This window comes from Staphylococcus sp. 11007852 (assembly GCF_011394325.1).
Taxonomy (GTDB): domain Bacteria; phylum Bacillota; class Bacilli; order Staphylococcales; family Staphylococcaceae; genus Staphylococcus; species Staphylococcus agnetis.
Genome location: NZ_JAANBJ010000004.1, coordinates 1 through 25586 on the forward strand (window position 1 = coordinate 1; position 25586 = coordinate 25586).

Annotated in this window: 22 protein-coding genes; 6 read left to right on the forward strand and 16 right to left on the reverse strand. The window is 37.6% G+C overall.

Going from position 1 to position 25586, the window contains the following annotated elements:
• Positions 1-71 precede the first annotated feature (71 nt).
• On the reverse strand, positions 72-1163 hold the full coding sequence (locus G8Y85_RS00495; RefSeq protein ID WP_103345663.1) for a Glu/Leu/Phe/Val family dehydrogenase: 1092 nt from the start codon (positions 1161-1163) through the stop codon (positions 72-74).
• A gap of 327 nt (positions 1164-1490) precedes the next feature.
• On the opposite strand from G8Y85_RS00495, the gene scdA reads away from it, so the two are divergent.
• Entirely contained in the window at positions 1491-2183 is a 693-nt protein-coding gene (gene scdA / locus G8Y85_RS00500) for an iron-sulfur cluster repair di-iron protein ScdA (protein ID WP_165805261.1), read from the forward strand.
• Between the two features lie 120 nt (positions 2184-2303).
• On the opposite strand, the gene G8Y85_RS00505 is transcribed toward scdA, so the two are convergent.
• From G8Y85_RS00505 to G8Y85_RS00520, 4 genes are all read right to left on the reverse strand, one after another.
• On the reverse strand, positions 2304-3443 hold the full coding sequence (locus G8Y85_RS00505) for a glycerate kinase (protein ID WP_165805262.1): 1140 nt from the start codon (positions 3441-3443) through the stop codon (positions 2304-2306).
• A gap of 67 nt (positions 3444-3510) precedes the next feature.
• Positions 3511-4113, reverse strand: a complete 603-nt coding sequence (srtA, locus tag G8Y85_RS00510) for a class A sortase SrtA (RefSeq protein WP_060551757.1) — start codon at positions 4111-4113, stop codon at positions 3511-3513.
• 549 nt (positions 4114-4662) lie between these two features.
• Positions 4663-5946, reverse strand: a complete 1284-nt coding sequence (locus G8Y85_RS00515) for a pyruvate MFS transporter (RefSeq protein WP_037567765.1) — start codon at positions 5944-5946, stop codon at positions 4663-4665.
• Positions 5947-6179: 233 nt separating this feature from the next.
• Positions 6180-7361, reverse strand: coding sequence for an MFS transporter (locus tag G8Y85_RS00520; protein ID WP_165805263.1), 1182 nt, complete (start codon positions 7359-7361; stop codon positions 6180-6182).
• Between the two features lie 258 nt (positions 7362-7619).
• Here G8Y85_RS00520 and G8Y85_RS00525 point away from each other — a divergent pair, with 258 nt between their 5' ends.
• From G8Y85_RS00525 to G8Y85_RS00540, 4 genes are all read left to right on the forward strand, one after another.
• Entirely contained in the window at positions 7620-9578 is a 1959-nt protein-coding gene (locus tag G8Y85_RS00525; protein WP_060551760.1) for a fructose-bisphosphatase class III, read from the forward strand.
• 636 nt (positions 9579-10214) lie between these two features.
• Entirely contained in the window at positions 10215-11603 is a 1389-nt protein-coding gene (locus tag G8Y85_RS00530) for an alanine/glycine:cation symporter family protein (protein WP_085622989.1), read from the forward strand.
• 86 nt (positions 11604-11689) lie between these two features.
• On the forward strand, positions 11690-12121 hold the full coding sequence (locus G8Y85_RS00535; protein WP_348981038.1) for a pyridoxamine 5'-phosphate oxidase family protein: 432 nt from the start codon (positions 11690-11692) through the stop codon (positions 12119-12121).
• Positions 12122-12165: 44 nt separating this feature from the next.
• Positions 12166-12537: a VOC family protein gene (locus G8Y85_RS00540; protein WP_060551763.1), complete on the forward strand. Its 372-nt coding sequence runs from the start codon at positions 12166-12168 to the stop codon at positions 12535-12537.
• A 158-nt stretch (positions 12538-12695) separates the two neighbouring features.
• Here the strand turns inward: G8Y85_RS00540 and G8Y85_RS00545 are convergent, their stop codons facing one another.
• The 5 genes from G8Y85_RS00545 to G8Y85_RS00565 form a co-directional block, all read right to left on the reverse strand.
• Positions 12696-14450 (reverse strand): ABC transporter ATP-binding protein, encoded by a 1755-nt coding sequence (locus G8Y85_RS00545; protein ID WP_165805303.1) that lies wholly within the window; start codon positions 14448-14450, stop codon positions 12696-12698.
• Between the two features lie 13 nt (positions 14451-14463).
• Entirely contained in the window at positions 14464-16245 is a 1782-nt protein-coding gene (locus tag G8Y85_RS00550; protein WP_165805265.1) for an ABC transporter ATP-binding protein, read from the reverse strand.
• Positions 16246-16344: 99 nt separating this feature from the next.
• Complete coding sequence (locus G8Y85_RS00555; protein ID WP_085622941.1) at positions 16345-17616, reverse strand: (Fe-S)-binding protein; 1272 nt, start codon at positions 17614-17616, stop codon at positions 16345-16347.
• Positions 17609-19018, reverse strand: coding sequence for an FAD-binding oxidoreductase (locus G8Y85_RS00560; protein WP_165805266.1), 1410 nt, complete (start codon positions 19016-19018; stop codon positions 17609-17611). The genes G8Y85_RS00555 and G8Y85_RS00560 overlap by 8 nt, the downstream gene beginning before the upstream one ends.
• A gap of 216 nt (positions 19019-19234) precedes the next feature.
• Complete coding sequence (locus tag G8Y85_RS00565; RefSeq protein WP_245203085.1) at positions 19235-19795, reverse strand: cbb3-type cytochrome c oxidase subunit I; 561 nt, start codon at positions 19793-19795, stop codon at positions 19235-19237.
• A gap of 69 nt (positions 19796-19864) precedes the next feature.
• On the opposite strand from G8Y85_RS00565, the gene G8Y85_RS00570 reads away from it, so the two are divergent.
• Positions 19865-20293: a 6-pyruvoyl trahydropterin synthase family protein gene (locus G8Y85_RS00570; RefSeq protein WP_037567228.1), complete on the forward strand. Its 429-nt coding sequence runs from the start codon at positions 19865-19867 to the stop codon at positions 20291-20293.
• 106 nt (positions 20294-20399) lie between these two features.
• On the opposite strand, the gene G8Y85_RS00575 is transcribed toward G8Y85_RS00570, so the two are convergent.
• From G8Y85_RS00575 to trpD, 6 genes are all read right to left on the reverse strand, one after another.
• Positions 20400-21113, reverse strand: a complete 714-nt coding sequence (locus G8Y85_RS00575; protein WP_165805267.1) for an HAD family hydrolase — start codon at positions 21111-21113, stop codon at positions 20400-20402.
• Between the two features lie 117 nt (positions 21114-21230).
• A complete protein-coding gene (gene trpA, locus G8Y85_RS00580) occupies positions 21231-21971 on the reverse strand; it encodes a tryptophan synthase subunit alpha (protein WP_165805268.1) in 741 nt (246 codons plus the stop codon).
• Complete coding sequence (gene trpB / locus G8Y85_RS00585) at positions 21964-23178, reverse strand: tryptophan synthase subunit beta (RefSeq protein WP_165805269.1); 1215 nt, start codon at positions 23176-23178, stop codon at positions 21964-21966. The genes trpA and trpB overlap by 8 nt, the downstream gene beginning before the upstream one ends.
• The gene (gene trpF, locus G8Y85_RS00590; protein WP_165805270.1) at positions 23175-23804 is read right to left on the reverse strand and encodes a phosphoribosylanthranilate isomerase; all 630 of its coding nucleotides are present in this window, start codon (positions 23802-23804) and stop codon (positions 23175-23177) included. The genes trpB and trpF overlap by 4 nt, the downstream gene beginning before the upstream one ends.
• On the reverse strand, positions 23795-24586 hold the full coding sequence (trpC, locus tag G8Y85_RS00595; RefSeq protein WP_165805271.1) for an indole-3-glycerol phosphate synthase TrpC: 792 nt from the start codon (positions 24584-24586) through the stop codon (positions 23795-23797). Before trpC ends, trpF begins: the two co-directional genes overlap by 10 nt.
• Complete coding sequence (gene trpD, locus G8Y85_RS00600) at positions 24570-25586, reverse strand: anthranilate phosphoribosyltransferase (RefSeq protein ID WP_165805272.1); 1017 nt, start codon at positions 25584-25586, stop codon at positions 24570-24572. Before trpD ends, trpC begins: the two co-directional genes overlap by 17 nt.

Genomic DNA, 25586 nt, shown 5'->3' on the forward strand with positions numbered 1-25586 from the left:
AAAAAAGTGTGCCTTTGTTGACACACTTTCAACTGATTTTCTAGTATATTTGAAACTTAATATTTTCTGTATTAGCGATTAATTTGATTGTTAGGTTTTGCAGAGAATTTACTATGCACACGCATCATTGCTTCTATACGTGCTTCAGCTAAATGTTCAGCTGCTTGTAAAGGCAAGATATCCTGTTCCTTCGCAATCGTAAAAATTTTATCCATTTGATCATAGACACCTTGAACTTTTTTTGTAGCACGTTCACGATTGTAACCATTTAATTCATCGGCAACATTAATCACACCACCGCTGTTAACTACAAAATCTGGTGCATATAAAATACCACGATCTTTTAACATTTGACCATGTGTATCGTCCTCAAGTAATTGGTTATTCGCACTACCACAAATCATTTTAACTTTTAATGTTGGGATCGTTTCACTATTCAGGATACCACCCAGTGCACATGGTGCGAAGATATCCGCATCCACACTATAAATGTCATCGATGTGAACAGCTTTGGCACCAAAGGCATCTACAGCGCGTTGTACTGCCTCTTCATTAATGTCCGTTACAATGAGTGATGCGCCTTCTTCATGTAAAAACTTACACATATGATAAGCGACATTACCGACGCCTTGAACCGCAACAGTCTTACCTTCTAAATGATCGGTACCAAACACTTCTTTAGCTGTACGTTTCATCGCATAATAGACACCTAATGCAGTCATCGGACTAGGGTTTCCACTAGAACCGTAAGATTCACTTACACCACAAACATAAGGTGTCTCTTGAAAAATCATATCCATATCTTCAACCGTTGTACCCACATCCTCTGCAGTAATATAACGGCCATCAAGGCTATTAATATAACGTCCTAAAGCTCTAAAAAAAGCTTCTGATTTATCCGTTTTGGGATTACCGATTACAACTGTTTTGGCACCACCTAGATTCAGTCCAGCCGCAGCATTTTTATACGTCATGCCCTTCGCAAGACGCATAACATCAACAATTGCGTCCTCTTCTGATTGATAATTCCAAAAACGACATCCTCCTAAAGCTGGTCCGAGTGTAGAGTCATGAATACAAATAATCGCTTTTAAACCACTCGCCTTATCATGACAAAACACCAATTGCTCGTAATCTGCTTGCTCCATTCGTTCAAAAATCATTTCCATTCCTCCTTTGTGTGATCGCTCGTACCCTATACATACATCTCTTCCCATAAAATATATGTACTAAGACTATATTACCCCTTTGAAAAAAGATGTAACGACGGAATGTAAGCGTTTACAAACCTCTTTCGTTATCTTATCACAATCTTCAATTAAAATCATTCATGTTAATTAAAAGTTTTTTATTTTTAATCGTTTACTATGCGTACGCTTAATTTACAAAATAAGCCTTTTTCCACAATGATTATAGATATTTCCCTAATAGTGCTATTATGCCAAAAATTTTAAACTATAGATAACATAATGAAGAAAGGAAGATATCTCATGATTCAAGCACATGAACGTGTTGCTGACGTTGTGACGAAACACCCTAAAACAGCAGACGTATTTCGTCAATATGGTATAGATTTTTGTTGCGGAGGCCAAGTTTCAATTGAAGAGGCTGCTACCCAAGCCAAGCGTATAGAACTACCCGAATTAATGGATAAACTCGAAGCTGCAAGCCATTTACAAGGAGAGGGTATTAACCCTAGTTACTTAGATGTACCTTCACTTGTGCAATATATTCAAGCACGTTATCACGAAACGTTAAAAGAAGAATTCAAACAACTAACGCCTTACGTGACAAAATTAGCACGAGTACATGGACCTAATCATCCTCACTTAGTTGAATTAAAAGAGGTTTATGATGATTTTAAAGCTGCAATGCTTACCCATACGGATGAAGAAGATCATCAAGCATTTCCAAAACTTGTTGAGGCGCATCAAGGACAGCACGTCGAACATCTTGATGCAGCAATTCAGTCGCTTGTCGATGATCATACAAGTGCAGGTGCTAAATTAGAACACATGCGCCGTCTTACTAATGACTACCAACCCCCTATGGAAGCATGTGGTACATGGAGATTAGTGTATACGCGTCTTGAAGCGTTAGAAAAAGAAACACATGATCATGTACATCTAGAAAATCATGTATTATTCCCTAAAGTTCAACAAAGCGAAACTGAAACGAAATAATTGCACAATCATTAAAAATCGCCTTCAAACGACATCCACTGATGTGTTTTGAAGGCGATTACTTTAGAGTATCATTTGCATATTGAAAAGTTATCAACTAAAGCGAAACGATAATATTGTTTATGTTTTTAAACTCAGCACCTGAGCCATATCAAATGCCCATCGTTCTAGTAATTCTGGTCCTCTTAATAACGCTTCTGACAATGGCATTGGTCGAGACGCAATTGAAAAGACGGCATCGATACCATGTTCATACACCGCTTCATATCCTTCACCTAGCGTCCCTGCCACTGCGATGACTGGCTTGTGATGTGCTTGTGCTACTTTGGCCACGCCTATAGGTGTTTTGCCATAAATGGATTGACCATCTATCTTTCCTTCACCCGTTACTACAAGATCACATGCTTTCACATGTGACTCGAACTGAGTAGCAGCTTGTACCACTTCGATGCCTGGTTTCAGTTGAACGTTCAATGTTGCGAGCAACCCTGCGCCTAAACCACCTGCTGCGCCTGCTCCTGGAACATTTGAAACATCTTTATTTAATGTTTTATGAATCATTTTACTAAAATGCGTCAATGCACGTTCTAATTGATTACATTGCGCTGCTGTTGCACCTTTTTGAGGACCATACACAGCTGTTGCACCACGGTCACCTAACAAAGGATTGTCAACATCACAAGCAACATCTATTTTCACTGCTTTGAGCCGTTCATCTAACGTCGAGATATCGATTGAAGCAAGTTGCTGTAGCGCGCCACCACCATAGGGTATCGTTTTTCCACAGCCATCTCGCAATTGTCCACCTAAAGCTTGTATTAAACCTGCACCACCATCATTGGTGGCACTACCACCAATACCAAGAATCAAATGCGTGACGCCTTGATTCAGCGCATCTATGATGAGTTCCCCCGTTCCGTAAGTCGTCGTGATTAAAGGGTTTCGTAAATGTAGCGGTACTAACTCTAATCCGGACGCTTGTGCCATTTCAATGACCGCTGTACGCCCTTTATTCCCTATACTATATGTGGCATCAACAGGATGACCAAGAGGACCGGTTACCGTCACTGTGCGCCACCGTCCATTTAACGCATCATGTAATGATTGTGACGTGCCCTCACCGCCATCTGCCATAGGTATTTTGTCAATCATCCATGTATCGTTAAACACGCGTCTAAAACCCCGTTCAATTGCATTTGCTACTTCTAGGGCAGACATACTTTCTTTAAATGAGTCTGGTGCAATGAGTAAACGTTTCATTTTCACACGCTCCTTATACGACATAAATAGGGTCGAGACAAACCGTCTCAACCCTTATTTGATACACTTACGCTACTTGTTCAGCAACATAGATACTGCGCTTTAACCATTTACCAGTTTTTTCATCATAATCATCACACGTAATTAACGTCAGTTGATGTTTATCTTTTTTCATTTCATTAAGCACTTCAACTGCGTATGGGTCTACATCCTTAATTGATGTAATTTTGTATTTACGCTTTTCTTTACCTACCGTAAAGAAGACGTCATCCCCTTTTTTTGCATCGTGCAATTTCGTAAACTGATAATTCAAAGCATAATCCGTGTGACCTGCAATCGCGATATTTTGATCGCTTAAGGATTCACGTTCTTCTGCAAAACTGACACCTCGTTCTAATTGTTGTGGTGTTGCTGGCCCTGGATACACTGGTTCATTAATATCTACAGAAGGGATGGACAATACGCCTGCAACTTGTGATTTATCTTTAGGAATTTCAATTTGTTGCGGTGCGGTTGCTTTTTTTTGATTACTTTCATATTGTTCTATTTTCTTATCATTTTCTTTTTTAGTAAAATACGTATCAATTTGTGGTCGAAATGCTAAATATAAACCACCTAATATCAGTAATACACCTATTAAAGGCATCATCACTCGAGATAATCGCTTCATATGCTATACGCCTTTCTATGATAGAATCATTTATATTTTACCATATTAAAATGTGAAACGAATCATTTATACATTGACATTTCATTAAAAAAGTCGGGGCGACACATAAAGACTAAATTTGTATATAAGACATAAATCATTAAACCTATGATTGTCCCTAACGCCTCGCTTTTCTAGGCGCCTTACCTCAACTAGGGAGCATTACAGAAATCTAATTGATTTCGTTGTAATGCCCGCCGGTGCATGAAGACGTTAGGAATGAAATGAATTACGTCTTCAGTACACCTATGAACATGCGTGAATAGGTGGTCAATAGCCTAATTGCGGAAAGCTTTTAAGCGCATACGCAATCCAGTCAGCTACTGCCTTATATATTTTCGGTTGCGGCTAAATGCCTCAGAAGTCTCGGGTAAGGGATCAATCACAATGCATCATAGTAGACTAAATCGATTTATATAAATAAATAAAACCAACAAAGTTCATGTACAAATGAACTTTGTTGGTTTTTGTGATTAACAGGTCTGCTATGTCCTAACCCGACATTAAGAATTATATTTGTTCTGCTTCATCTTGTACCAGTGGTTGGTCAGGTTTCACGAAGAACCATAAAATGATTGCAATCACGACTAAGATAAGCATGGATAATAACGTTGATTTCCAACCGATGCTATCTGCTAAAACCGCCGCAACGATTGGACTTAACATTGCACCAATGTTCCCCCATAGATTCATCCATCCTGATACTGACCCAGAGAAGTTTCGTCCAATATCAGTGGCTGAAGCCCAGCTCATTACCATCGATAAGCCAACACCAGCTAAACAAAATGACATCCATGTTATATTCATTGCTAATGATGTGGCATTAACCGCAAAATACAATGAAATACCAAATACTACAAATCCAAAGATTGCGATTGAAGCACGTGCGATAAATCTCGACTTTCCTGAACTTAAAATTCTATCTGAAATGGCACCACCAACCATGATTAAAATAAACATGAGTAACCATGGAATACCTGCTAGCTTACTCATCGTTAATGTGTCAATTTTATATTGATCAATTAAATATGTCGGATACCAAATTAAAAATAAAGTGATGACAAACTGTACTACAAAATACTGAGCCGCAATAGCATAAAAGCTAAATCTTGTGAAAAAGCGCCCCCATGGTGCTGTTGATTTTTCAGTTTGTACTACGTCACGGTTTTCCATAATATAAAGCTTTTCAGCATCATTGACCATTTTGTGATGTTCTGGTAAATCTTTCGCAATAATCGCCCATAATAAAGCAATTAGAAAACCAACAATACCAAATATAATGAAAACCGCTTGCCAACCGAAAGTGTTGTAAATTGCCACCGTAATAAATGGCGCAAGTACAGGTCCAAAATAGGATCCTGCTAACAATGCACTTGATGCACGCCCTTTTTCATTTTTTGCAAACCAGAACGTATTAAATACAGCATTAGACGGATACATAGGTGCCTCCCCAACACCAAATAAGAAACGTACTGCAAATAATACCCCGTGATTTTTTATAACCCCTGTTAAAATTGTGAATGCACTCCACCAAACCAATGCAATTGAAAGCATCTTTTTCGGACCAAATTTTTCTGCTAAAAATCCTGATGGTACTTGCATTAAAGCATAACCGAGTGAGAAAAATGTCGCAAGAAGCGAAAATTGTGTTTTAGTTAAGTTTAAATCTTCCATCATTGGTGTTGCGATATATGAAATATTAGCTCGGTCCATATATGCAATGACCCCAATTAAGAAAAACATCCCTGCAAACAGCCAACGTATATTTGTTCTCTTTTCTTTAAGTTGATTCATGATTTGCCCCCTCTTTTTCATTAGGTCATCTGATGACCAATTCAGTTAGCTTTTTGAATATACCACATCAAGAAAGCGGTTACAATAAAAATTTGAAAATTTTATGAACGAAGTCGCAATATTTAGATTTATCATATATCAAAGTAATATTTAAATTGATTTAACCAATTATAGTTAGCTTTTATAATTAATAACTGAGATTAATTTAATTTAATATTTTGCATTACTTTAAATTATTTTAGTTTGACATAACGCCCATGTACAAACCAATATAGCGCTATACACATGAATATAATGATTGCTGTTATACCATACATTGCTTGGAACCCTAATGAAGTTGTTATAAACCCAAGTAAAAATGGACCAAATCCCAAGCCAAAATCTAAACCAATATAAAATGTAGATGTCGCGATTCCTATGTGTGCTTTGTTTGAGACTTTGATCGCAGCAACGTTACATACAGCTGTCATCGCACCATACCCTATTCCAAGTAATGCACCTGAAGTTAATAACAGCCACCCCGTATTGCTTGAAAGCACAGCAAGCATCGCTAACCCTATAGAAAAAAGCAAAAGTGCTGGGTATGCAATTTTATTCTCATTATAGCGGTCCATTATTTTCCCTATAAGTGGACGCGTCAAAATCGATGCGATAGCATACGCTATGAAATAGTAACCTGCTAATGTGAGCAATTGCAGTTGTTGGGCATAAATTTGTATAAATGATAGTACCGATGCATAACCTAAACCACAAATTAAAATCACACTTGCAATCGGTAATGCAGGGATTGAAACAAAGTGAGACAGTTTAAACTGCTTATCTTCAGACTTCAAAGGTTGCGTTTGAAAACGAACATTTAAAGTTAACGCTAATACAAATGCACAAAGTGCAATACCTACACATAGTGTAAATAGCACATACGTCGGATAATGTTGTGCTAACATTAAACCTACAAATGGTCCGATTGCTGCACCAATAACTAAACTCAAACTAAATAAACTGATACCTTCTGCCCGTCGTTCAACAGGCGATAATAACGCAACGAGTGTCCCCGTCGCAGTTGTTGCGATAGCTAGTGCAAAACCATTTAAAAAGCGCACAATCATTAACAAAATCAATGATCCTTCTAAAAAATAAAGACATTGTGTCACTGTAAATGCCGCTAGACCAATCAATACTATTTTTTTAGGACCCATAACGTTAATAAAACGCCCTGTAAGAAAACGTCCGAATAGTGAACCTACAATGAATAGCCCCATGACAAGACCTGCCAAACTTTCAGATATATGGTATTTTTCAACAGCATATTGTGTGATTACCACAATTAATAAATACATCGTTAAGTAAAGTAATAAACTCACCACAAAATTAACGATATAGTTTTTAGTAAATAACCGCGTAGTCGTAGATGCCAAAAAACCCCTCCCATAAAGTTAGTTTTGCTAACTAATAGCATTTTAAGTTTAAACCCTTCCCAATATTTTCGCAATCCACATTAATGCATGAAATCCGTTTTGCACGTAATTCTGAATTTAATTTCATACACAAATGTGATTTAATAGAGTTGGAAGCGCTTAATTTTTTTATACATAATTTTTAAAAATATCCATTAGAAGTTACAACACTTCAACAACTTCAATGTTAAATAAAATCGAATTAGAGGTGGCAGTTGAATGCAATCAATACAGGAATCTGAATTAAAGAAACAATATCTTGATTTACTAGCAGAAAAATATGATTCAGAGGAAAAAGTAGCAACAGAAATTATAAGTTTAGAATCCATTCTAGAACTACCAAAAGGTACGGAGCACTTTGTGAGCGATTTACATGGTGAGTTCAATGCGTTTCAGCACGTCTTACGTAATGGATCAGGTAATGTTAAAGCAAAAATTCATGATATTTTTAATGACCGCTTAACAGTTCAAGAAATGAATCAGCTTACTGCCTTAGTTTACTACCCTGAAGATAAAATTAAGTTAATTAAAAGTGAATTCAATTCTAAAGCTGACCGCGATGCTTGGTATACAAGTACGATTCATCAACTACTTGAGTTAATTACTTACACATCTTCCAAATATACACGCTCAAAATTGCGTAAAGCATTGCCTAAGCGCTATGTATTTATTATTGAAGAGCTGCTTTATAAAAGTAACAAATACAATAATAAAAACGTGTATTACAACACAATCATTGAACAAATTATTAATCTTCATCAAGCGGATAAATTAATCATTAGCTTATCAAACACTATTCAACGACTCGTGGTAGATCATTTACATGTTGTTGGTGATATTTATGACCGTGGTCCTGATCCAGATAAAATTATGGACACATTGATTGATTATCATTCTGTAGATATTCAATGGGGGAACCACGATGCATTATGGATGGGCGCTTATGCTGGCTCTCAAGTGTGTCTTGCCAACCTACTCCGTATATGTGCGCGCTATGACAATTTAGATATTATAGAAGATGCTTATGGCATTAACTTAAGACCTTTACTAACGTTAGCAGAAAAATATTATGATGATAATCCTGCTTTTCGTCCAAAAAAGCATCCTGAAAAAACACCGTCTGAATCTGAAAAGTTACAAATCACAAAAATACACCAAGCTATCGCAATCATCCAATTTAAATTAGAAGGTCCTATCATTAAACGTCGTCCTGAGTTTGAGATGGAGAGTCGTCTGATATTAGATCGCATCAATTATCGTGAACTTACGTTAGATATCAACGGTCAGACCTATCCATTAGAACATACATGTTTTAAAACGATTGACCCTAGAAATCCTACTGCACTATTAGAAGAAGAAAAAGAAGTGATGGATAAATTAATTATTTCCTTCCAAGAATCTGAAAAGTTGCGTCGCCATATTGATTTCTTAATGAAAAAAGGAAATCTTTATTTGCGCTACAATGGAAACTTATTAATCCACGGCTGCATACCAGTGGATGAAAATGGCAATATGGAAGGTATGGAAATCGAGGGTGAATATTATGATGGTCATGCGCTCATTGATAAGTTTGAATATCACGTGCGGAAAGCCTATAACGATATTGAAACACAAGATGATATTTCGACTGACCTTGTTTGGTATTTATGGACAGGAAAATACTCTTCTTTATTTGGAAAACGAGCAATGACAACATTTGAACGTTACTTCATCAGTGACAAAGCAACACATAAAGAAGTTAAAAATCCATACTATCATCTACGTGAAGATGAAAACATGGTCAAAAAGATGCTTAAAGAGTTTGATATGGATCCTGAAACTGGACGCATCATTAACGGACATACACCAATTAAAGAGCGTGATGGTGAAAACCCAATCAAAGCTAATGGAAAAATGCTTGTCATCGATGGTGGTTTCTCTAAAGCCTATCAAAGTACAACAGGTATCGCTGGCTATACGTTATTATATAACTCATTTGGCATGCAACTTGTTGCACACCAGCAATTTAACTCAAAAGAAAATGTACTAAAAACAGGTGAAGACGAATTATCCATACGACGTGTTGTAGACGAAGAATTGGAACGTCAACTTATCCGCGATACGAATAAAGGTGCAGCCCTGCAAGAAGAAATCGAAATGCTTAAAGCGCTCATGGCATATCGTTATATGAAAAAATAATCAACAACGGATTGGGATATAACCATCCTGTATATCAAAACAGCCAACAAAAATTCATTCATCCATGAACTTTTGTTGGCTGTTATTCATCTTCATGTATCAATTTTAATCTATAAGAGGAGAAAAATGGTGAAGGAAAACATTTCTGTGATGACTTTCATAGGCGAGACTTTTGAGGCATTAAGCCAAGACTGAAAATCCATTATGAGATAAAGCTCCCCCAAAAAGAAACGCGTTAGGCACAATCAAAATTGAAATGATTGATGTTCTACCCTTCTTTGAATATGCATATATCACTTTTTTAAAATAAATATTGTGAACAGTAATGAATAGAAAAGTGTTATTTTTCTCTTTTTTCAAATATAATTGGCAATTTTTATCATATGGGTGTAAAATTTAGTAATGTGAATTTTGATGCCAACGTAAGCGTAGAATTACTTTTCGGGCCTTATTGATGCGCATCATCAACTATATAAACATCTTTCAAGTCTATCGACATGTGAAACCACACCCCTTTCACATGTCCGTAGTACTTGACATGTTTTTAATTAAAAAAATTATGAATTTACAGCAACGAACAACTATCTTATAATTATGAAAGCGTTTTCTTTAATGAAGTCAAATGGAGGGGTTTTTGTGTTAGAATCATTAAATAAAATTAATGCGGTTCTTTGGGGTGCACCGAGTTTAATTTTATTAGTAGGTACGGGATTATTCTTAACGTTCGTCCTCAAAGGATTACAATTCAGTAAATTAGGTCATGCATTTAAGCTTGCCTTTGTTCCTAATAAAAAAGATACGGACGAAAGTGAGGGTGATATTAGTAATTTCAAAGCCTTAATGACCTCACTTGCAGGTATGATTGGTAACGGGAATATTGCTGGTGTCGCAACAGCCGTTACATTAGGTGGCCCAGGTGCTGTCTTTTGGATGTGGGTCGTGGGTTTACTCGGTATGACAACGAAATATGCCGAAGCCTTACTTGCTATGAAATATCGTGATAAGAACCCGATTGGTGAATATATTAGTGGTCCGATGTATTACATTGAAAAAGGATTAGGACCAAAGTTCAAATTTTTAGCTATTGCATTTGCCGTTTTTGGAGCATTTGCCGCTTTAGGTATCGGAAACAGCGTACAATCTAATACTATCGCAGATGTCATGTCTACGAGTTTTAATGTTCAAGGATTTATTACTGGTATTATATTAGTGATACTCATCTCTTTTATCATTTTTGGTGGAATCAAACGTATCAGTGATGTAGCAGGATTTTTCGTGCCGATGATGGCCATTTTATACATAGGTGCTTCTATTTTAATTATCATTATGAATTACGATAAAATCATTCCAGCGTTCGGATTAATTTTTGAGCATGCTTTTACACCAGTGTCAGCTGCAGGTGGCTTTTCAGGAATTGTGGTTATGCAAGCAGTCCAACATGGTGTATCAAAAGGTATCTTCTCAAATGAAGCTGGGCTGGGTACAGTCGCACTTATTTCTGGTAATGCCAAAACGAGTCACCCTGTGATTCAAGCACTTGTTGCAATGACAGGTACTTTTATTGTAACGATTGTTGTATGTACCATGACAGCACTCGTATTGCTTGTCACAGGTTTTTGGGATCCATCAGGTGGTCTACTATCAGGTGTCAGTCATGATCCAGGATTAGAGGCTGGTGCGCTCACAAGTAAAGCGTTTGCCTCTTCACTCGGTATCATCGGTGAATACGTTGTGTCACTTTCTGTTATCTTCTTTGGATTTTCAACGATTATCGCTTGGTTTGTCTATGGTGCGAAGTGTTTTGAATACTTATTCGGCGTAAAACTTGTTGTCATTTACGCAGTGATTTATGTCGTTGCTACATTTGTAGGTACTGTAGCAAACTTGCGTTTAGTATGGGCTTTCGCTGATATGGCTAATGCATTAATGATGATTCCGAATTTGATAGGTCTCTTATTCTTATTCAAAGTTATTAAACAAGAAACAGACGATTATTTTAAACCGTCGACTCGTGAATTTAAATAATAAAAAACAAGTTGTGAACGTAATGACTACGCATCACAACTTGTTTTTTTATCGCTTGACATGGGTAGATGATACTGAGGTGATATATAATGAAACAAGAAGCAATTCAAAAAATTAATGAAGTTATAGAACACTCACGTATCGGTGTTTTAGCAACGTCTTATCATGATCAACCAAATAGTCGTTATATGATTTTTTATAATGATGGTCTAGATTTATATACAAAAACAAGTAAACAAACCCCAAAATTTGAAGAAATTAAACATAATCCTAAAGCACATGTCCTCTTAGGTTACGAAGAGAACAATCAATTGCCTTATGTAGAAATTGAAGGTGCAATTGAGATCGTTACAGATCAACAGCAAATAGATTGGCTATGGCAAGAACAAGATAAAACTTTTTTTGATTCAAAAGAAGATCCTGATTTAGTCGTATTACGTGTGATTCCGAACAAAGTTATGCTACATGAACAAAAAGATGGCAACGGACCAATTGAAATTGATGTCAGTAACCTTTAAAATAGGGCATCATACTGAAATGAATAAAACATAAGGAGTTCAACATGATAGCACAATTACAAGAAGTAATGTTATATGTCGATGATCAAGAGAATGCAAAACAGTTTTGGACGGACAAATTGAATTTCCACGTGGTATCTGATGATGTGACGAATGACATGCGCGTCATTATTTTAAAACCGACACCTGACGCTGAAACGGCCATTGTGTTACACGATAAAGCCAAAGTCGAAGCGATGGAAATGGGCGTCGATACCGGTACGCCTTCTTTAATGTTTGTTTCGGAAGATATTCATGCTTTATATGATAACTTAAAGTCAAAAGGCGTAACTGTTGGCGAAAAAGTGGAAATGAACGGTGGCATTGTATTTAACTTCGCCGATGATGAAGATCACTATTTTGCAGTTAGAAACTAAGAATGTATCCATGAATGAACCTCATCAAAAGTGCCTTCAAAATTCATTTTTTAAATGAACTTTGAAGGCTTTTTACATGCAACATATAGCCGATTGTTTTATAAGAAATCGGGATTCCAAACATAATATTACTACGATTAATGCAACTGTTTTAGATGCTAGTGCGTTTTGCCATTGCGTTGTAATTGATACATTTTTTGGTAAATACCACCTTGTTGAATTAACGTATCATGCGTTCCCCGTTCTACAATTTCACCTTGGTGTAAGACAAGGATTAAATCCGCATCTTGAATTGTTGATAGTCGATGTGCTATCGCAAGTGTAGTTCTACCGTGTCTCATTTTCGTTAAAGACTGTTGAATGAGCTCTTCCGTTTCTGAATCAATGTTGGCAGTTGCTTCGTCCAAAATTAAAATTTTCGGATCTATCGCCATAGTACGTGCAAAAGCAATCAATTGACGTTGACCACTTGAAAGCGTACTTCCTTTTTCAATCACTTTATGATCATAACCGTCTTTAAATTTCATAATAAAATCATGTGCATACACAAATTTGGCTGCACCTTCAATTTGTTCAAATGTCATCGTTGGATGATATAGTTTGATATTAGACGCGATAGAACCATAAAACATAAATGGGTCTTGTAGCACTAGTCCAATTTTAGATTTCAGTTCTCCTTTAGGGATGTTTTTTACTGATTGCCCATCAATTAAAATATCCCCTCGTTCAAATTCATAAAACCGCATAAACAAGTTGATAATCGAAGTTTTCCCCGAACCAGTATGACCTACAAGTGCGACTGTTTGACCAGGTTCTGCAGTGAAATCAATGTTTTTTAATACATCATGCTGCCCATCATAACTAAATGACACATTTTTAAACTCAATACGGCCCGCAGTAATACGCGATGCATTTTCAGATTGAACAGGTGCTAAGTCCTCATTGTCCATCATATGAAATACACGGCTAGCAGACACAACTGCTTGTTGGAAAATATTTAAATTTTGACTGACTTGGTTAATCGGCTCAAAAAAACGTTGCATATATTGAATAAAAGCATAAATGGTACCAGCAGTAACCACGGTTTTAAAGCTCAACATTCCAAAATAAGCCAAAATAGCAACTATAGATAATGTTGAAATAAGTGTAATCGCTGGCCTCAATAATAATCCATCAAGACGTATCGTTTTAAGCATATAATCATAGTGCGCACGATTTATTGTTTCAAATTCCGCTTTAAGACGTTGTTCTTGGTTGAACACTTGAATAATTTTCATACCTTCAATTGATTCACCAAGTTTCGCGTTTAAATCTGATAGTTTGCGTCTCGTTTCATAAAAATATACTGATGCATATTTTCTATATAATGCGAGTACTAAAACGATTAATGGAACAAAGCTCATCGCAAAAAATGCCATTTTTATATCTAAAACAAACATCATTATAAAACTACTCATTACCATAAAAATCGCGATTAAAAATGTCGCAAGTACACCTGTAAACATTTCTACGATAGCCTCAGTATCGTTTGTTAACCGTGATACAATACTCCCACTTGGAGTCTGGTCATAAAACCGCATTCCTAAATTAGCTATATCTCTGAAAGCATCAATTCGCAGTTGTTGAATCACTTTTAATGCTAAATATTCTAAATAATACAAACTAAAATAGGCTGTTAATGCACCTAATAGTTCTACACCAATAAATAATACGAGGATAACGATCAGATCATTTCCTGGGAAATGTCTAGGCACAAGGTATTGATCGATAAACACTTTAATGATATAGGGAACCGCCATACTCGCAGCGGTTGTTAATATTAGTAATGATAACGCACGTACAATTAACGACTTAAAAGGTAGCGTATATTTAAGGAGACGACCTAGCGTTTTCATCTGTTCTTTCGATGTCATTTGTGGTTGTGTTTCACTCACGATCAGCCCCCCTTTGTGTTTGTTGATCTAAAGCTTGATTCAAACGATTTTCCATTGCTTGTGCTTGAAACGTTTCCGCATACCACCCTTGTTGTTGGAGTAATGCTTCATGTGTTCCTTTTTCAACAATGGTACCGTCACGCATCACAATAATTAAATCCGCATGCATGACAGCACTCATACGATGTGCTGTAATAATATTGGTTTTGCCTTTTCGTTCTTGTTTCAAATTTTGTAAAATTCGTGTTTCTGTCTCAGCATCCACAGCGGATAGAGCATCGTCTAAGATGAGTACTTCCGGGTTCATTAATAAGGCACGTGCGATGGAAATACGTTGTTTTTGCCCTCCTGATAACGAAACCCCACTTTCACCCACTACTGTGTCATACTGATCGGGTAATGACATAATGTCTTGATGAATACGACTCATTTCACTCACGTGATAAAGCGTAGCGTCATCTATTTCAGGTTCGCTGAATGCAATGTTACCTCGAATTGTTGATGAAAATAAAAAATGATCTTGCGGCACATATCCAAATTTTTCTCTAAGTAGATGAATCGGATACTGATAGAGCGCATGTCCACCATAGGTAATATCCTGTGCACGGGGTGGATCAAATTCTCTTAATAGTAATCGAATTAACAAACTTTTGCCAGACCCTGTATTTCCCACAATCCCCACAGTCATCCCCGGTTCAATGGTGAAATGTACGTGATGTAAATGCGATTCTGTATCGTCTTCAAAGGTAAACTGTTTCAACTGAAATACGATGTTCCCTTGGGGCTTTTCAGATAGTGTTTCATGCGTGTGCGTGTCATTGGGAACTGCTAATAAATCACGAATACGGTCATAAGAAGCACTACCTCGTTGAATAATGTTAAAGAAAAAACCTAAGGCAAGTAAAGGCCATACCAACATACCAAGGTATGTTGTGAAAGTGACGAGTTGTCCAATCGTAATGGCGTTATCTACTACCATATAGGAACCAAATATGACACTTAATAAATAACTGGTACCAATGACGAGCTGAATTGTTGGATCAAACAGTGCATCGATTTTAGTAACAGTGAGATTTTTTAAAACAACACGGTCACTTAATTCACGAAAATCCGCTTCATCCGCACGTTCGTATCCAAATGATTTTGTGACTTTAACTCCCGCAATACTTTCTTGCGTTTTATCATTTAATTCACTAAATGCCCCTTGCGCTTCTTTAAATCCTTTATGAAGTAATTTCCCATAATATTGCGTTAATATTACAAGAATCGGTAGTGGTATCATCGCAATGAATGTAAGTTTTGGGCTGACTGTGAGTGCCATAATCACAAGGGTTATACCGCCCATAATTACCGCATCCGCAATGGTCATCACCCCAACCCCTGCGGTACTTTGAACAGCACGAATATCATTTGTGGCATGTGCCATGAGATCCCCTGTACGATATTTTTGGAAAAAGGATGGCCGCATACTTAAATATTTATCATAAAGTTCTCCTCTTAATAATCGACCAAGTTTAGCACTAGCACCAAAAAGTTGTGTACGTGAGTAAAATCTTAAGATATACACGGTAACGCCTGTCAATAATATAATCATTAAGTACATCATTAAACGCGACGGTGTTAATGACTGTGCTGTAATATGGTCAATTACACGCCCAATGATGTGTGGAGGCACTAAACTGCAACATGCTGTAATCATCATCGCGATGATTGCGGTACTGAACCGCCATTTTTCTTGCTTAAAGAACCAACCGAGTGTTCTAAATACTTTCATAACATCCCTCCCTTTCACGGACGTTCTATCATTGTTAACATTAAATTAATTCGACTGAGCGATAAGCATCGTTACATCTCTGACGCCCCTTTCTCAATTTTATAATGTGATACGACATGCTTCGGCGACAACTTCCACGACATGTTTGACGTCAATCTGGTCAGATAAACCTTCACGCTCAACCCCCAATTTCATTTGTAAATGACAACCAGGGTTTGAGGTAATGATGAGGTTGGGTTGTTGTGTTTTAACATGTTTCATCTTTTCATCTAAAATTTGCATCGCTGCATCATAATGTACTAAATTATAAATTCCTGCCGAGCCACAACAGTGATGTTGATTTGGAAAATCATGTAGTGTCAGTCCAGGTAACTTCGTTAATAGTGATTCGGGTTCTTGAACAACACGTTGCACATTTTCTAAATGACATGACGGTTGATAAACCGCTTCATAATTTAAGGTGTGTCGCACAGGTAACGGATAATCATTTAAGATTTCTGATATATCACGTACTTTGTTAACAAACGCTTTGGCACGGTCATGCCAAAGTGTGCCTTCCTCAAATAACGTGTCATACTCTTTTAACGCTGCACCACATCCCCCTATGGTATTAACGATGTAATCAAAATCATATTGTTCATAAGCCTCAATATTTTGTTTTGCAAGTTGAATCGTACTTAACGTTTGCCCTGCATGGTGTTGAAGTGCACCACAACATGTTTGAGATGGGATATTCGTCACTTGAAGTCCTTGTGCTGCCATAATACGTAGCGCTAGTTGGTTAATATGACTAAAGAACGCATCCATCATACATCCTTGAAAAAAGCCTACTGTAACAGTGCTTTCACACTTAAATGTGCGCTCCCAGTGATTAATCGATGGATGAACTTCAGGCATCACCCTTTGAAACTGTGCATATTTAGGCGCCATTTTTAAGAGATTTGTTGATTTAATTACTTTTTCAAGACCCGATTTTTGATATAATCGCAACCCTTTATTGACAAGGCGTAATCGATTTTTATGCGGAAGTAATCCGTGAAATGTGGTATAACGTATCATCTTTTCAACTTTAGACTTCGGTCGCACGTCATATAATACTTCAACGGCTGAACTTAAAATGTCTCCATAACGCACATGGGTTGGGCACACCGTTTCACATGCCCGGCATCCTAAACATAAATCAATACTTTCTCCCATATCTTCTAAAGTAATTTTCTCTTCTGCAGCCATTTTCACTAAATTTATACGTCCTCTTGGAGAATGTTTTTCATTTTTAAAAGTGACATATGTAGGACAAGCAGGTAAACAATATCCGCACTGCACACAATCAAAAGTGGCCTCGTAATCAAGTTGTGTTTTTAAATTAGTCATGTTGCAACACCAACCTTGACTCTCCGACTTCCGGAAAGATTTTGCCAGGATTTAATAGATTGTCAGGATCTAATGCTTGTTTAATCGCTTTCTGAAAGTGTACACCATTCTCCCCTAATTCTCTTGTCATAAATGGTTTTTTCATCGTACCTATGCCATGCTCACCTGAAAGCGTGCCTCCCAGTGCAATCGCATATTCAAAAATTTCTTCTACCGCACGTTCAACATTTTTAACCGCTATCGGATCTCGCATATTCGCATTAATTGTTGGATGTAGATTCCCATCACCTGCATGACCAAAAATGACAATGTTTAATTGATATTTTTCTTTTAATTCAGATATCTTTTTAAACATTTGTGGGATTTTACTTAAAGGTACTGTGGCATCTTCTGATATTTTCGTATAGCCACTTTCCACTACTGCAGGGGATACCGCTTTACGCACTTGCCACAATGCATTTTCTTCTTCTTTTGTTTGTGCAATTTTGATGTCCGTGACATTTATGTTTTCGAGCGCCTGTTTGATTGTCGTCATTTCTTGCGTCAAAGCTTCAGGCTCTCCATCAACTTCAACCAAAAGAATCGCTGCTGCACTACGTGGTAAATTTAACCCAGCATAATCCACTACTTTATTCACCGCGTGATGATCTAATATTTCCATTTTAGAAGGACGTACACCTGACGTTAATATTTGAGAAATGGATTGTCCAGCCTTCTCAAGTTGTTCAAATACAATCATTGCAGTTTGAGTGGCTTTTGGTTTAGGTATCAATCTTAAGGTCGCTTCTGTGATAATGCCTAATGTTCCTTCAGCTCCAACGAGTAATTTTGTTAAATCATACCCCGTTACATTTTTTATCGTTTGACCACCCGTTTTAATGATATCGCCACGTGCTGTCACCACCTCAAGACCAATGACATAATCTTTCGTAACACCATATTTAACACCGTGGGGACCTCCAGCATTTTCAGCTAAATTCCCTCCAATGGTACACACTGCTGAAGATGATGGATCAGGTGGATACATTAATTGATGCTTTTCTGCTAAGGCATGAATATCAGCCGTTTTCACCCCGGGTCGTGTTTTGATGATTAAATCTTCTGGGTATATGACGGGTGCGTCATTCCACTGTGAAAAATCAAGTACAATGCCTCCTTGAACAGGTAAAGTTCCGCCTGATAAATTGGTGCCCGCCCCTCTAGGATAAATGGGACATTGGTATTGGTTCGCAAGTTTAACAATCGCTTGAACCTCTTTTGTACTACACGGTTGCGTCACAACATCGGAAATATATTGCCCAAATGAACCGTCATAACCATATGACACCAGTGATGCAGTATCATCAAACGCCCGTTCATCTAAAAGTGATTTTAACATTTGTTTCATTTTTTCATGTTGCATCAAATTCCCCCTTTATTTGATAGCGATTTCATGTTTCTATCTATTTTACACGATTCAAATTGGTTTCGCATGGTCTTTATCAATGTTTTGTCATTTTACAATAGAATAAGACCGTACTTATGGTGGCACATCCCTATACCCTTCAACTTTTCATTACGCATCAGTAAAAAGCGTGGCGACTACGTTTAAAAACAATAGTTACCACGCTTTGTATGATTAATGATTATTTACCTTTTTCACGTACATAAAGGCACGGACAGTAATGACGAATAAGATGATCACACCTGCTGTAAAAATTAAATCCCAAGGCATGCGTCCCCACATCAACCAAAAAACAGTATCTTGTTGATAAAACACTGGTAAACGTGCATGCCAATATCCATGTTCTAATGCATCTTTAAGCTGTATATACCCTACTGGCAACAATGTCACTAACACCATTCCAGCAAGACCAATGTTTAATAACCAACATGCAATGGATATCCACTTTTCTGTACGGCGTGTCCATAGTTCAGACCGTGTGATATTACGTAATACGTAAAGTAAAATTGCGATTGAAAACATGCCATACACTCCAGCCATAGAACCGTGCGCATGAGCGGCAGTCCACTGTGTGCCATGTTCGAAATAGTTAATGGCTGGCGCATTGATTAAGAAACCTAAAGCGCCTGCACCTAACGCATTCCATAGCCCTGTAGAAGCTAAGAAAATAAATGTTCCTTGTCTATTTAAAGTAAATAATAAAAACTTGTACAAGTGACACACCACGTTTCCCATTCACAAGACACCTTTCTTCGAACCACAATAATATTATGTTATGATACTAAAAAAGAGGGAGTAGGATGTATGTCTAAATTTGATAACGTGACACCACCAAAACAATTTGCGCAACATCACAAAACCATTTTAGTGTTACGCCATTATGAGTTTACTGCGGATGCCCGCATATTTTTAAGTGAAACCGCACATCACGATTTAAAGGACAACCGCTATCTCATAGATATTGAATTGTGGTCAAAAACAGATGATTTGGGGATGGCTGTTGACTTTAGAATCATCGACAACATTTATAAAACGCATTTAAAACCCAAACTGGACGGCCAATTATTAAATGAAACATTACCCGATATGAATATCACACTTGAAAACTTAATTTACTGGTTTTGGGATACGTTGAGTGCACATTTGCCAGAAGACGTTTCTCTTAATGCCATCACTATGTATGAAACCCCAGAGCAAGGTGTGCGCTTTACCAGAGATATCATGGCACAATAACATTACGGGTATGTTCATATTATGACGCACAAAAATAACCTTCAAAAGTCATTTTCGCTTATGAGCTTTGAAGGTTATTAATTTTGTCATTCTAATATACATATCATTATGCTTTTTCATTCATTAGTGTTTGAATCACTTCAACTAATGCCTCTTCACTATCTACATAGTAATCCGGTTTATAACCTTCATGCGTTGCCGGGCGATTGCGTCGATTGAACCAAATGACACGCCACCCTGCATTTAACGCGCCGATGACGTCATTTTCAAAATTATCCCCTATATAAAATGTACGCTGAGGATTTAAATCCAATTCACTAACGACTTGTTGAAATAGTGCTACATCTGGTTTTGACATACCCTCTTCTGCAGAAATAAAAATATGTGACTCTGGAATGTAATGATCTAATTCAAGTGTTTTTATTTTTAATCGTTGATGATGACTCTCACCATTGGTAATGATGCCACAAGGAATGTCGTGTGATTTTAATAGATATAGTAACGTTTTAATCGGATGTGACAACGCAATCCCATTTAAAGCATTTTCATAATCATGTTGAAATGCGATGGCTTTTCTTTCTGGTAAAGCAATGTCGAAATCATTAAGTGCTGCTGTAATACGATAAATGTGCATTTCAGTTACCGTCATACGACCATCTTGCGTTTGTTCAAATACGAGGTCACTATAGTGACGAAAATGTCGATATAATGACGCAACACTAATATCGCTATCTGCAAAGTGATAATGATACGCAACATTAAATGCTTGGAGTTGATCATACAACGTATCATCTAAATCAAAAATAAACGTATACGTCATGCGTGCCACACCCTTTCTATAACTATTGTTACCGTTATTATAACGTGTTGCGTTACATTTAACACCCTTATTGTCTACAATGATTTAATTAATTTTTGTAAATTTAACAATAACGGCTTACGTCATCGTTGCTTCGTTTAATACGTCCCTAATGTTTTGTAAGTATGCTGCAGTCTCGTCCATCCCAGTTTCATGAAATCTTTTCACAATTTCACTTCCTATGATGACGCCGTCTGAAACGGTAATGATATCATGAACTTGTGAAGCATCTCGGATACCAAAACCAGCCATCACCGGAAGTGGCGTATACGTTTTTAACTTTTGAATACGCTGTTTCAATTCAGGATGAAAGTTGCCATCTTGACCTGTGGTTTGATTCATCGTCACAGTATAGATAAATCCTTCTGCTTTTTCAGCAATGGCTTTCATACGATCTTCTGAAGCGGTCATTGCGACAAGGGAAATGAGTTTGACCTTACGCTTTGGATAGCGCGCTTTTAATTGTTCAATGTATTCAAAAGGCATATCCGGAATGATTACGCCGTAGATCTGAAGCTCATCCATCTTATGCATAAATGCCGCTTCCCCATATGTTTCAATCATATGGGCATAAGTCATCAAAATAAGATGGGTTGACAGCTCATGACGATGTGCGCTGAGCTGATTTAAAATCACCTCTAATGTCATACCTGCTGCTATCGCGCGTTCACCTGCTGCTTTTATGATCGGCCCATCTGCAACAGGATCAGAAAAGGGAATGCCTATTTCTACATAATCCGCACCACTACGATCAAGTACTTTTAACTCCTCGATAAAATGAGGCCCTCCCATTATATATGCGACAAACGCTTTATTCATGATGACCACCTTCCTTATTTTTTATATAATTTCGGATTGTTTCCATATCTTTATCACCACGCCCTGAAACTGTCACGACGATGATTTGGTCTTTATCCATTTGAGGTGCAAGTTTTTCAACATAACTTAATGCATGTGCACTTTCAATAGCCGGTATGATTCCTTCTGCTTTAGAAAAACGAATTAAGGCATCCATTGCTTCAGAATCTGAAGCCGATTCATATGTGACACGTCCTATATCATGATAATAACAATGTTCTGGTCCTACACCCGGATAATCTAACCCAGCAGAGATGGAATGCGCCAATTTAATTTGATGTTCGTCGTCTTGAATTAAATACATTTTTGCACCGTGCAAGATACCTTTTTTACCTTTTGTGATTGCTAAGGCATAGCGATCGGTATCAACGCCATGACCTGCCGCTTCTACACCATAAAGTTTGACATCATCTTCTATAAACGGATAAAATGTGCCAATCGCATTCGATCCACCACCAATACAAGCCACGACCGCATCTGGTAAGCGCTTTGTTTGGGCGCGCATTTGTGCTTTAATTTCATCACCTATAACGCGTTGAAAATCGCGCACCATCGTTGGAAACGGGTCTGGACCTAGCGCTGAACCAAGTAAATAGTGCGTATCATCCACATGTGCCACCCAATATTGTAATGCTTTATTCACTGCATCAGAGAGCGTTCCTTGTCCTTCCTCTACAGAGACCACTGTTGCACCAAGTAACTCCATACGAAATACATTTAATTGCTGACGTTTAATATCTTCTGCTCCCATGAACACGACCAATTCCATATCGAATAATGCAGCAACTGTCGCACTAGCCACGCCATGTTGACCCGCGCCCGTTTCAGCTACAAGTTTCTTTTTGCCCATGCGTTTGGCGATTAATGCTTGACCAAGTGCATTATTAATTTTATGCGCGCCTGTATGGTTTAAATCTTCACGCTTCAGATAAATTTTGGCACCCCCTAGTGCTTCTGTGTATGATTTCGCATAGGTTAACGGTGTTTCTCTACCCACATAGTTTTTTAAATATGATTTGAATGTTTTGAAGAAATTAGGATCTGCTTGCGCTTCCTGATACGCCTCTTTTAATTCTGCAATCGCTGGCATTAATGTTTCAGGCACATAACGTCCGCCGTAGCCACCAAACAACCCATTTTCATCTGCATGTAATTGAATGTTTTTCATTTTATTACTCCTCTCACCGTCTCAACAATTTGCGTCATTTTTTGTGTATCTTTAATACCTTTATCACTCTCGATACCACTTGCAATGTCTACCCCTTCTATAAATGGATAGGATGTTAACAATTGATGAATGTTTTCGTCATTGACCCCACCGGCTACCACTACCGGGGTCTCACTCAGCTGTTTGAGTTTGTGCCAATCAAAAGTTTGCCCAGAGCCTCCAAACATACTGGTCGGCGTATCGACAATGATTTTATCTACATATGGCGCGACATGTTCAATCTGATACATGAGTTCATCATCTGCATGTAATGCCTTAAAAATTTGCAACTCAGGATTGTGGTCTCTCAACTTTTGTAATGTAGATACTATCTCATCACCATGGAGCTGAAGTGTATTCACTCGTGTACATTTAATGATCTGTTCTATATGCGCATGGGGCATATTAACGGTTACCGCAACACGGTCGATATGTTCTGGAATATGTTTTGTTAATTTGGCCAATTGCGTAAAATCAACATAACGTTGACTTTTAGGAAAAGTGATAAACCCTAGTGCATCGATATTTAATTGACATGCAGCTTGCACATCGACTTCACGTGTAAATCCACATAACTTTAAGTACAACGCTCATCCCCCCTTTGGAGCCTCATTGCCTGTATTAAAGCGCTAGGGTCATCCGACTTCATCAATGCCTCTCCTACGAGCACCCCATGGATACCAGAAGGTTGAATCATCTCTATGTGCGAATGATGTTGAATACCACTTTCTGAAATATAATGTATGTCGGAACGCGATGTTTTGAGTATGTCATTGGTGTGTTCCACGTTTGTAACAAAACGTCTTAAATCACGGTTATTCACACCAATCAATTTAGGATGAATGCGGTGCGCTCGAGCTAATTCTGCTTTACTGTGTACTTCCACTAATACTTCTAATCCTAATGCTGTCGCGTAATCATACAATGCTTTTAATTGTGTATCATCCAAAATATAGACGATTAATAAAATTACAGATGCCCCTGCTTTTTTTGCTACATCAATTTGCCGTTGATCAATGATAAAATCTTTGCATAAAATCGGACATGTCGTCGTGGGTGATAATGCGGCGAGCCGTTCAAAAGACCCTTGAAAGTATGCTTCATCAGTCAAAATAGATATTGCGGCTGCACCACCTACTGTATATGCCTTCACTTGGTCTTCTAAACAACGTTTTGGTATATCATTAACGGTAGGGCTTTTCGATTTTATTTCTGCAATCACTTCAATTTGATGACTATGATCTAACCGATGTTGTAACGTATTTTTATGCTGTATATCAACACGAGGCAAAGTATTTAATTTGTCTTCGTAATAACCTTCTTTAAGCAATTGCTTTTTATATAAGACGATTTCATCCAACAGATTCATGTTCTGACTCCTTTACCATTTTTAAATATTGACGGTAGGCTTGACCACTCTGTATGAGCTGTGCTGCTTGTATCACGCCGTCTTGAAAATTAATGGCTTTTTCAGCAACGTAAAGTGCTATCGCTGCATTTAAAATCACGACGTCACGACATACAGACGTATTCGCTCCTTTTAAAATACTAAGCATAAGTGCCTTATTTTCTTCAGGCGTTCCACCTCTAAGTTCAGAATTATCAGCGGAACGTAACCCTAGCTCTGTCGCATTGAGTGTATAGGACGTCACTTGACCTTCATTAACTTCATATATAAGGTTATCTCCAGAAAGCGTTGCTTCATCCATGCCGCCAGCACCATGAATGACAATAGCCTTTTTACGCCCTAAACGTAATAACGTTTCAGCAGTGATCGCAATACGATGAGGATCATATATCCCCATTACTTGATAGTCGAGTTTAAATGGGTTGATCATAGGTCCAACAATATTAAAAATGGTAGGATGCTGAATGCTTTTTCGGACAGGTTGTAATTGCTTCATAATTGGATATGCCGTTATGGCACTTACAAAAGCAAGGTTCGTTTCTGTGAGCTGTTTTGGAACATTATTCACAGGTGTCGTTGAGATGCCTAATGCTTGTAACACATCGACGCTTCCTGACTGGGAGGTCACACTTTTATTACCATGTTTGACTACGGACACACCAGCTGCCGCTACTATAAACGAAACCGTTGTTGAAATGTTAAAACTATTTGATTCGTCTCCACCTGTCCCACAGACACACATGCTTCCGGAATATTCAGGTTGGGGATGATATGTTGTTTGAATCAGTTTAGCTGTAAGATGATATAATTCATCCGCCGTCTCCCCTTTTTTTGTGTATGCTTTAAGCAAAGTCACTTTATCGTGTAATAGAACATCTTCTGAAAGTAATGTTTGTACAAATGTATGAATATCTTGTTCTGATAATGATTGGTTCTGTCTTAAAGTATCAAGTAACCTCAT

Excerpts from the sequence above, each read along its gene's own strand:
- G8Y85_RS00555 (WP_085622941.1), bottom strand. The coding sequence starts at position 17,616 with ATGACTAATTTAAAAACACAACTTGATTACGAGGCCACTTTTGATTGT.
- scdA (WP_165805261.1), top strand. The coding sequence starts at position 1,491 with ATGATTCAAGCACATGAACGTGTTGCTGACGTTGTGACGAAACACCCT.
- trpA (WP_165805268.1), bottom strand. The coding sequence starts at position 21,971 with ATGAATAAAGCGTTTGTCGCATATATAATGGGAGGGCCTCATTTTATC.
- G8Y85_RS00550 (WP_165805265.1), bottom strand. The coding sequence starts at position 16,245 with ATGAAAGTATTTAGAACACTCGGTTGGTTCTTTAAGCAAGAAAAATGG.
- trpC (WP_165805271.1), bottom strand. The coding sequence starts at position 24,586 with ATGAATCTGTTGGATGAAATCGTCTTATATAAAAAGCAATTGCTTAAA.
- G8Y85_RS00575 (WP_165805267.1), bottom strand. The coding sequence starts at position 21,113 with ATGACGTATACGTTTATTTTTGATTTAGATGATACGTTGTATGATCAA.
- G8Y85_RS00540 (WP_060551763.1), top strand. The coding sequence starts at position 12,166 with ATGATAGCACAATTACAAGAAGTAATGTTATATGTCGATGATCAAGAG.
- G8Y85_RS00570 (WP_037567228.1), top strand. The coding sequence starts at position 19,865 with ATGTCTAAATTTGATAACGTGACACCACCAAAACAATTTGCGCAACAT.
- G8Y85_RS00565 (WP_245203085.1), bottom strand. The coding sequence starts at position 19,795 with ATGGGAAACGTGGTGTGTCACTTGTACAAGTTTTTATTATTTACTTTA.
- trpB (WP_165805269.1), bottom strand. The coding sequence starts at position 23,178 with ATGAAAAACATTCAATTACATGCAGATGAAAATGGGTTGTTTGGTGGC.
- trpD (WP_165805272.1), bottom strand. The coding sequence starts at position 25,586 with ATGAGGTTACTTGATACTTTAAGACAGAACCAATCATTATCAGAACAA.
- G8Y85_RS00545 (WP_165805303.1), bottom strand. The coding sequence starts at position 14,450 with ATGACATCGAAAGAACAGATGAAAACGCTAGGTCGTCTCCTTAAATAT.
- G8Y85_RS00505 (WP_165805262.1), bottom strand. The coding sequence starts at position 3,443 with ATGAAACGTTTACTCATTGCACCAGACTCATTTAAAGAAAGTATGTCT.
- srtA (WP_060551757.1), bottom strand. The coding sequence starts at position 4,113 with ATGAAGCGATTATCTCGAGTGATGATGCCTTTAATAGGTGTATTACTG.
- G8Y85_RS00525 (WP_060551760.1), top strand. The coding sequence starts at position 7,620 with ATGCAATCAATACAGGAATCTGAATTAAAGAAACAATATCTTGATTTA.
- G8Y85_RS00560 (WP_165805266.1), bottom strand. The coding sequence starts at position 19,018 with ATGCAACATGAAAAAATGAAACAAATGTTAAAATCACTTTTAGATGAA.
- G8Y85_RS00515 (WP_037567765.1), bottom strand. The coding sequence starts at position 5,946 with ATGAATCAACTTAAAGAAAAGAGAACAAATATACGTTGGCTGTTTGCA.
- G8Y85_RS00495 (WP_103345663.1), bottom strand. The coding sequence starts at position 1,163 with ATGATTTTTGAACGAATGGAGCAAGCAGATTACGAGCAATTGGTGTTT.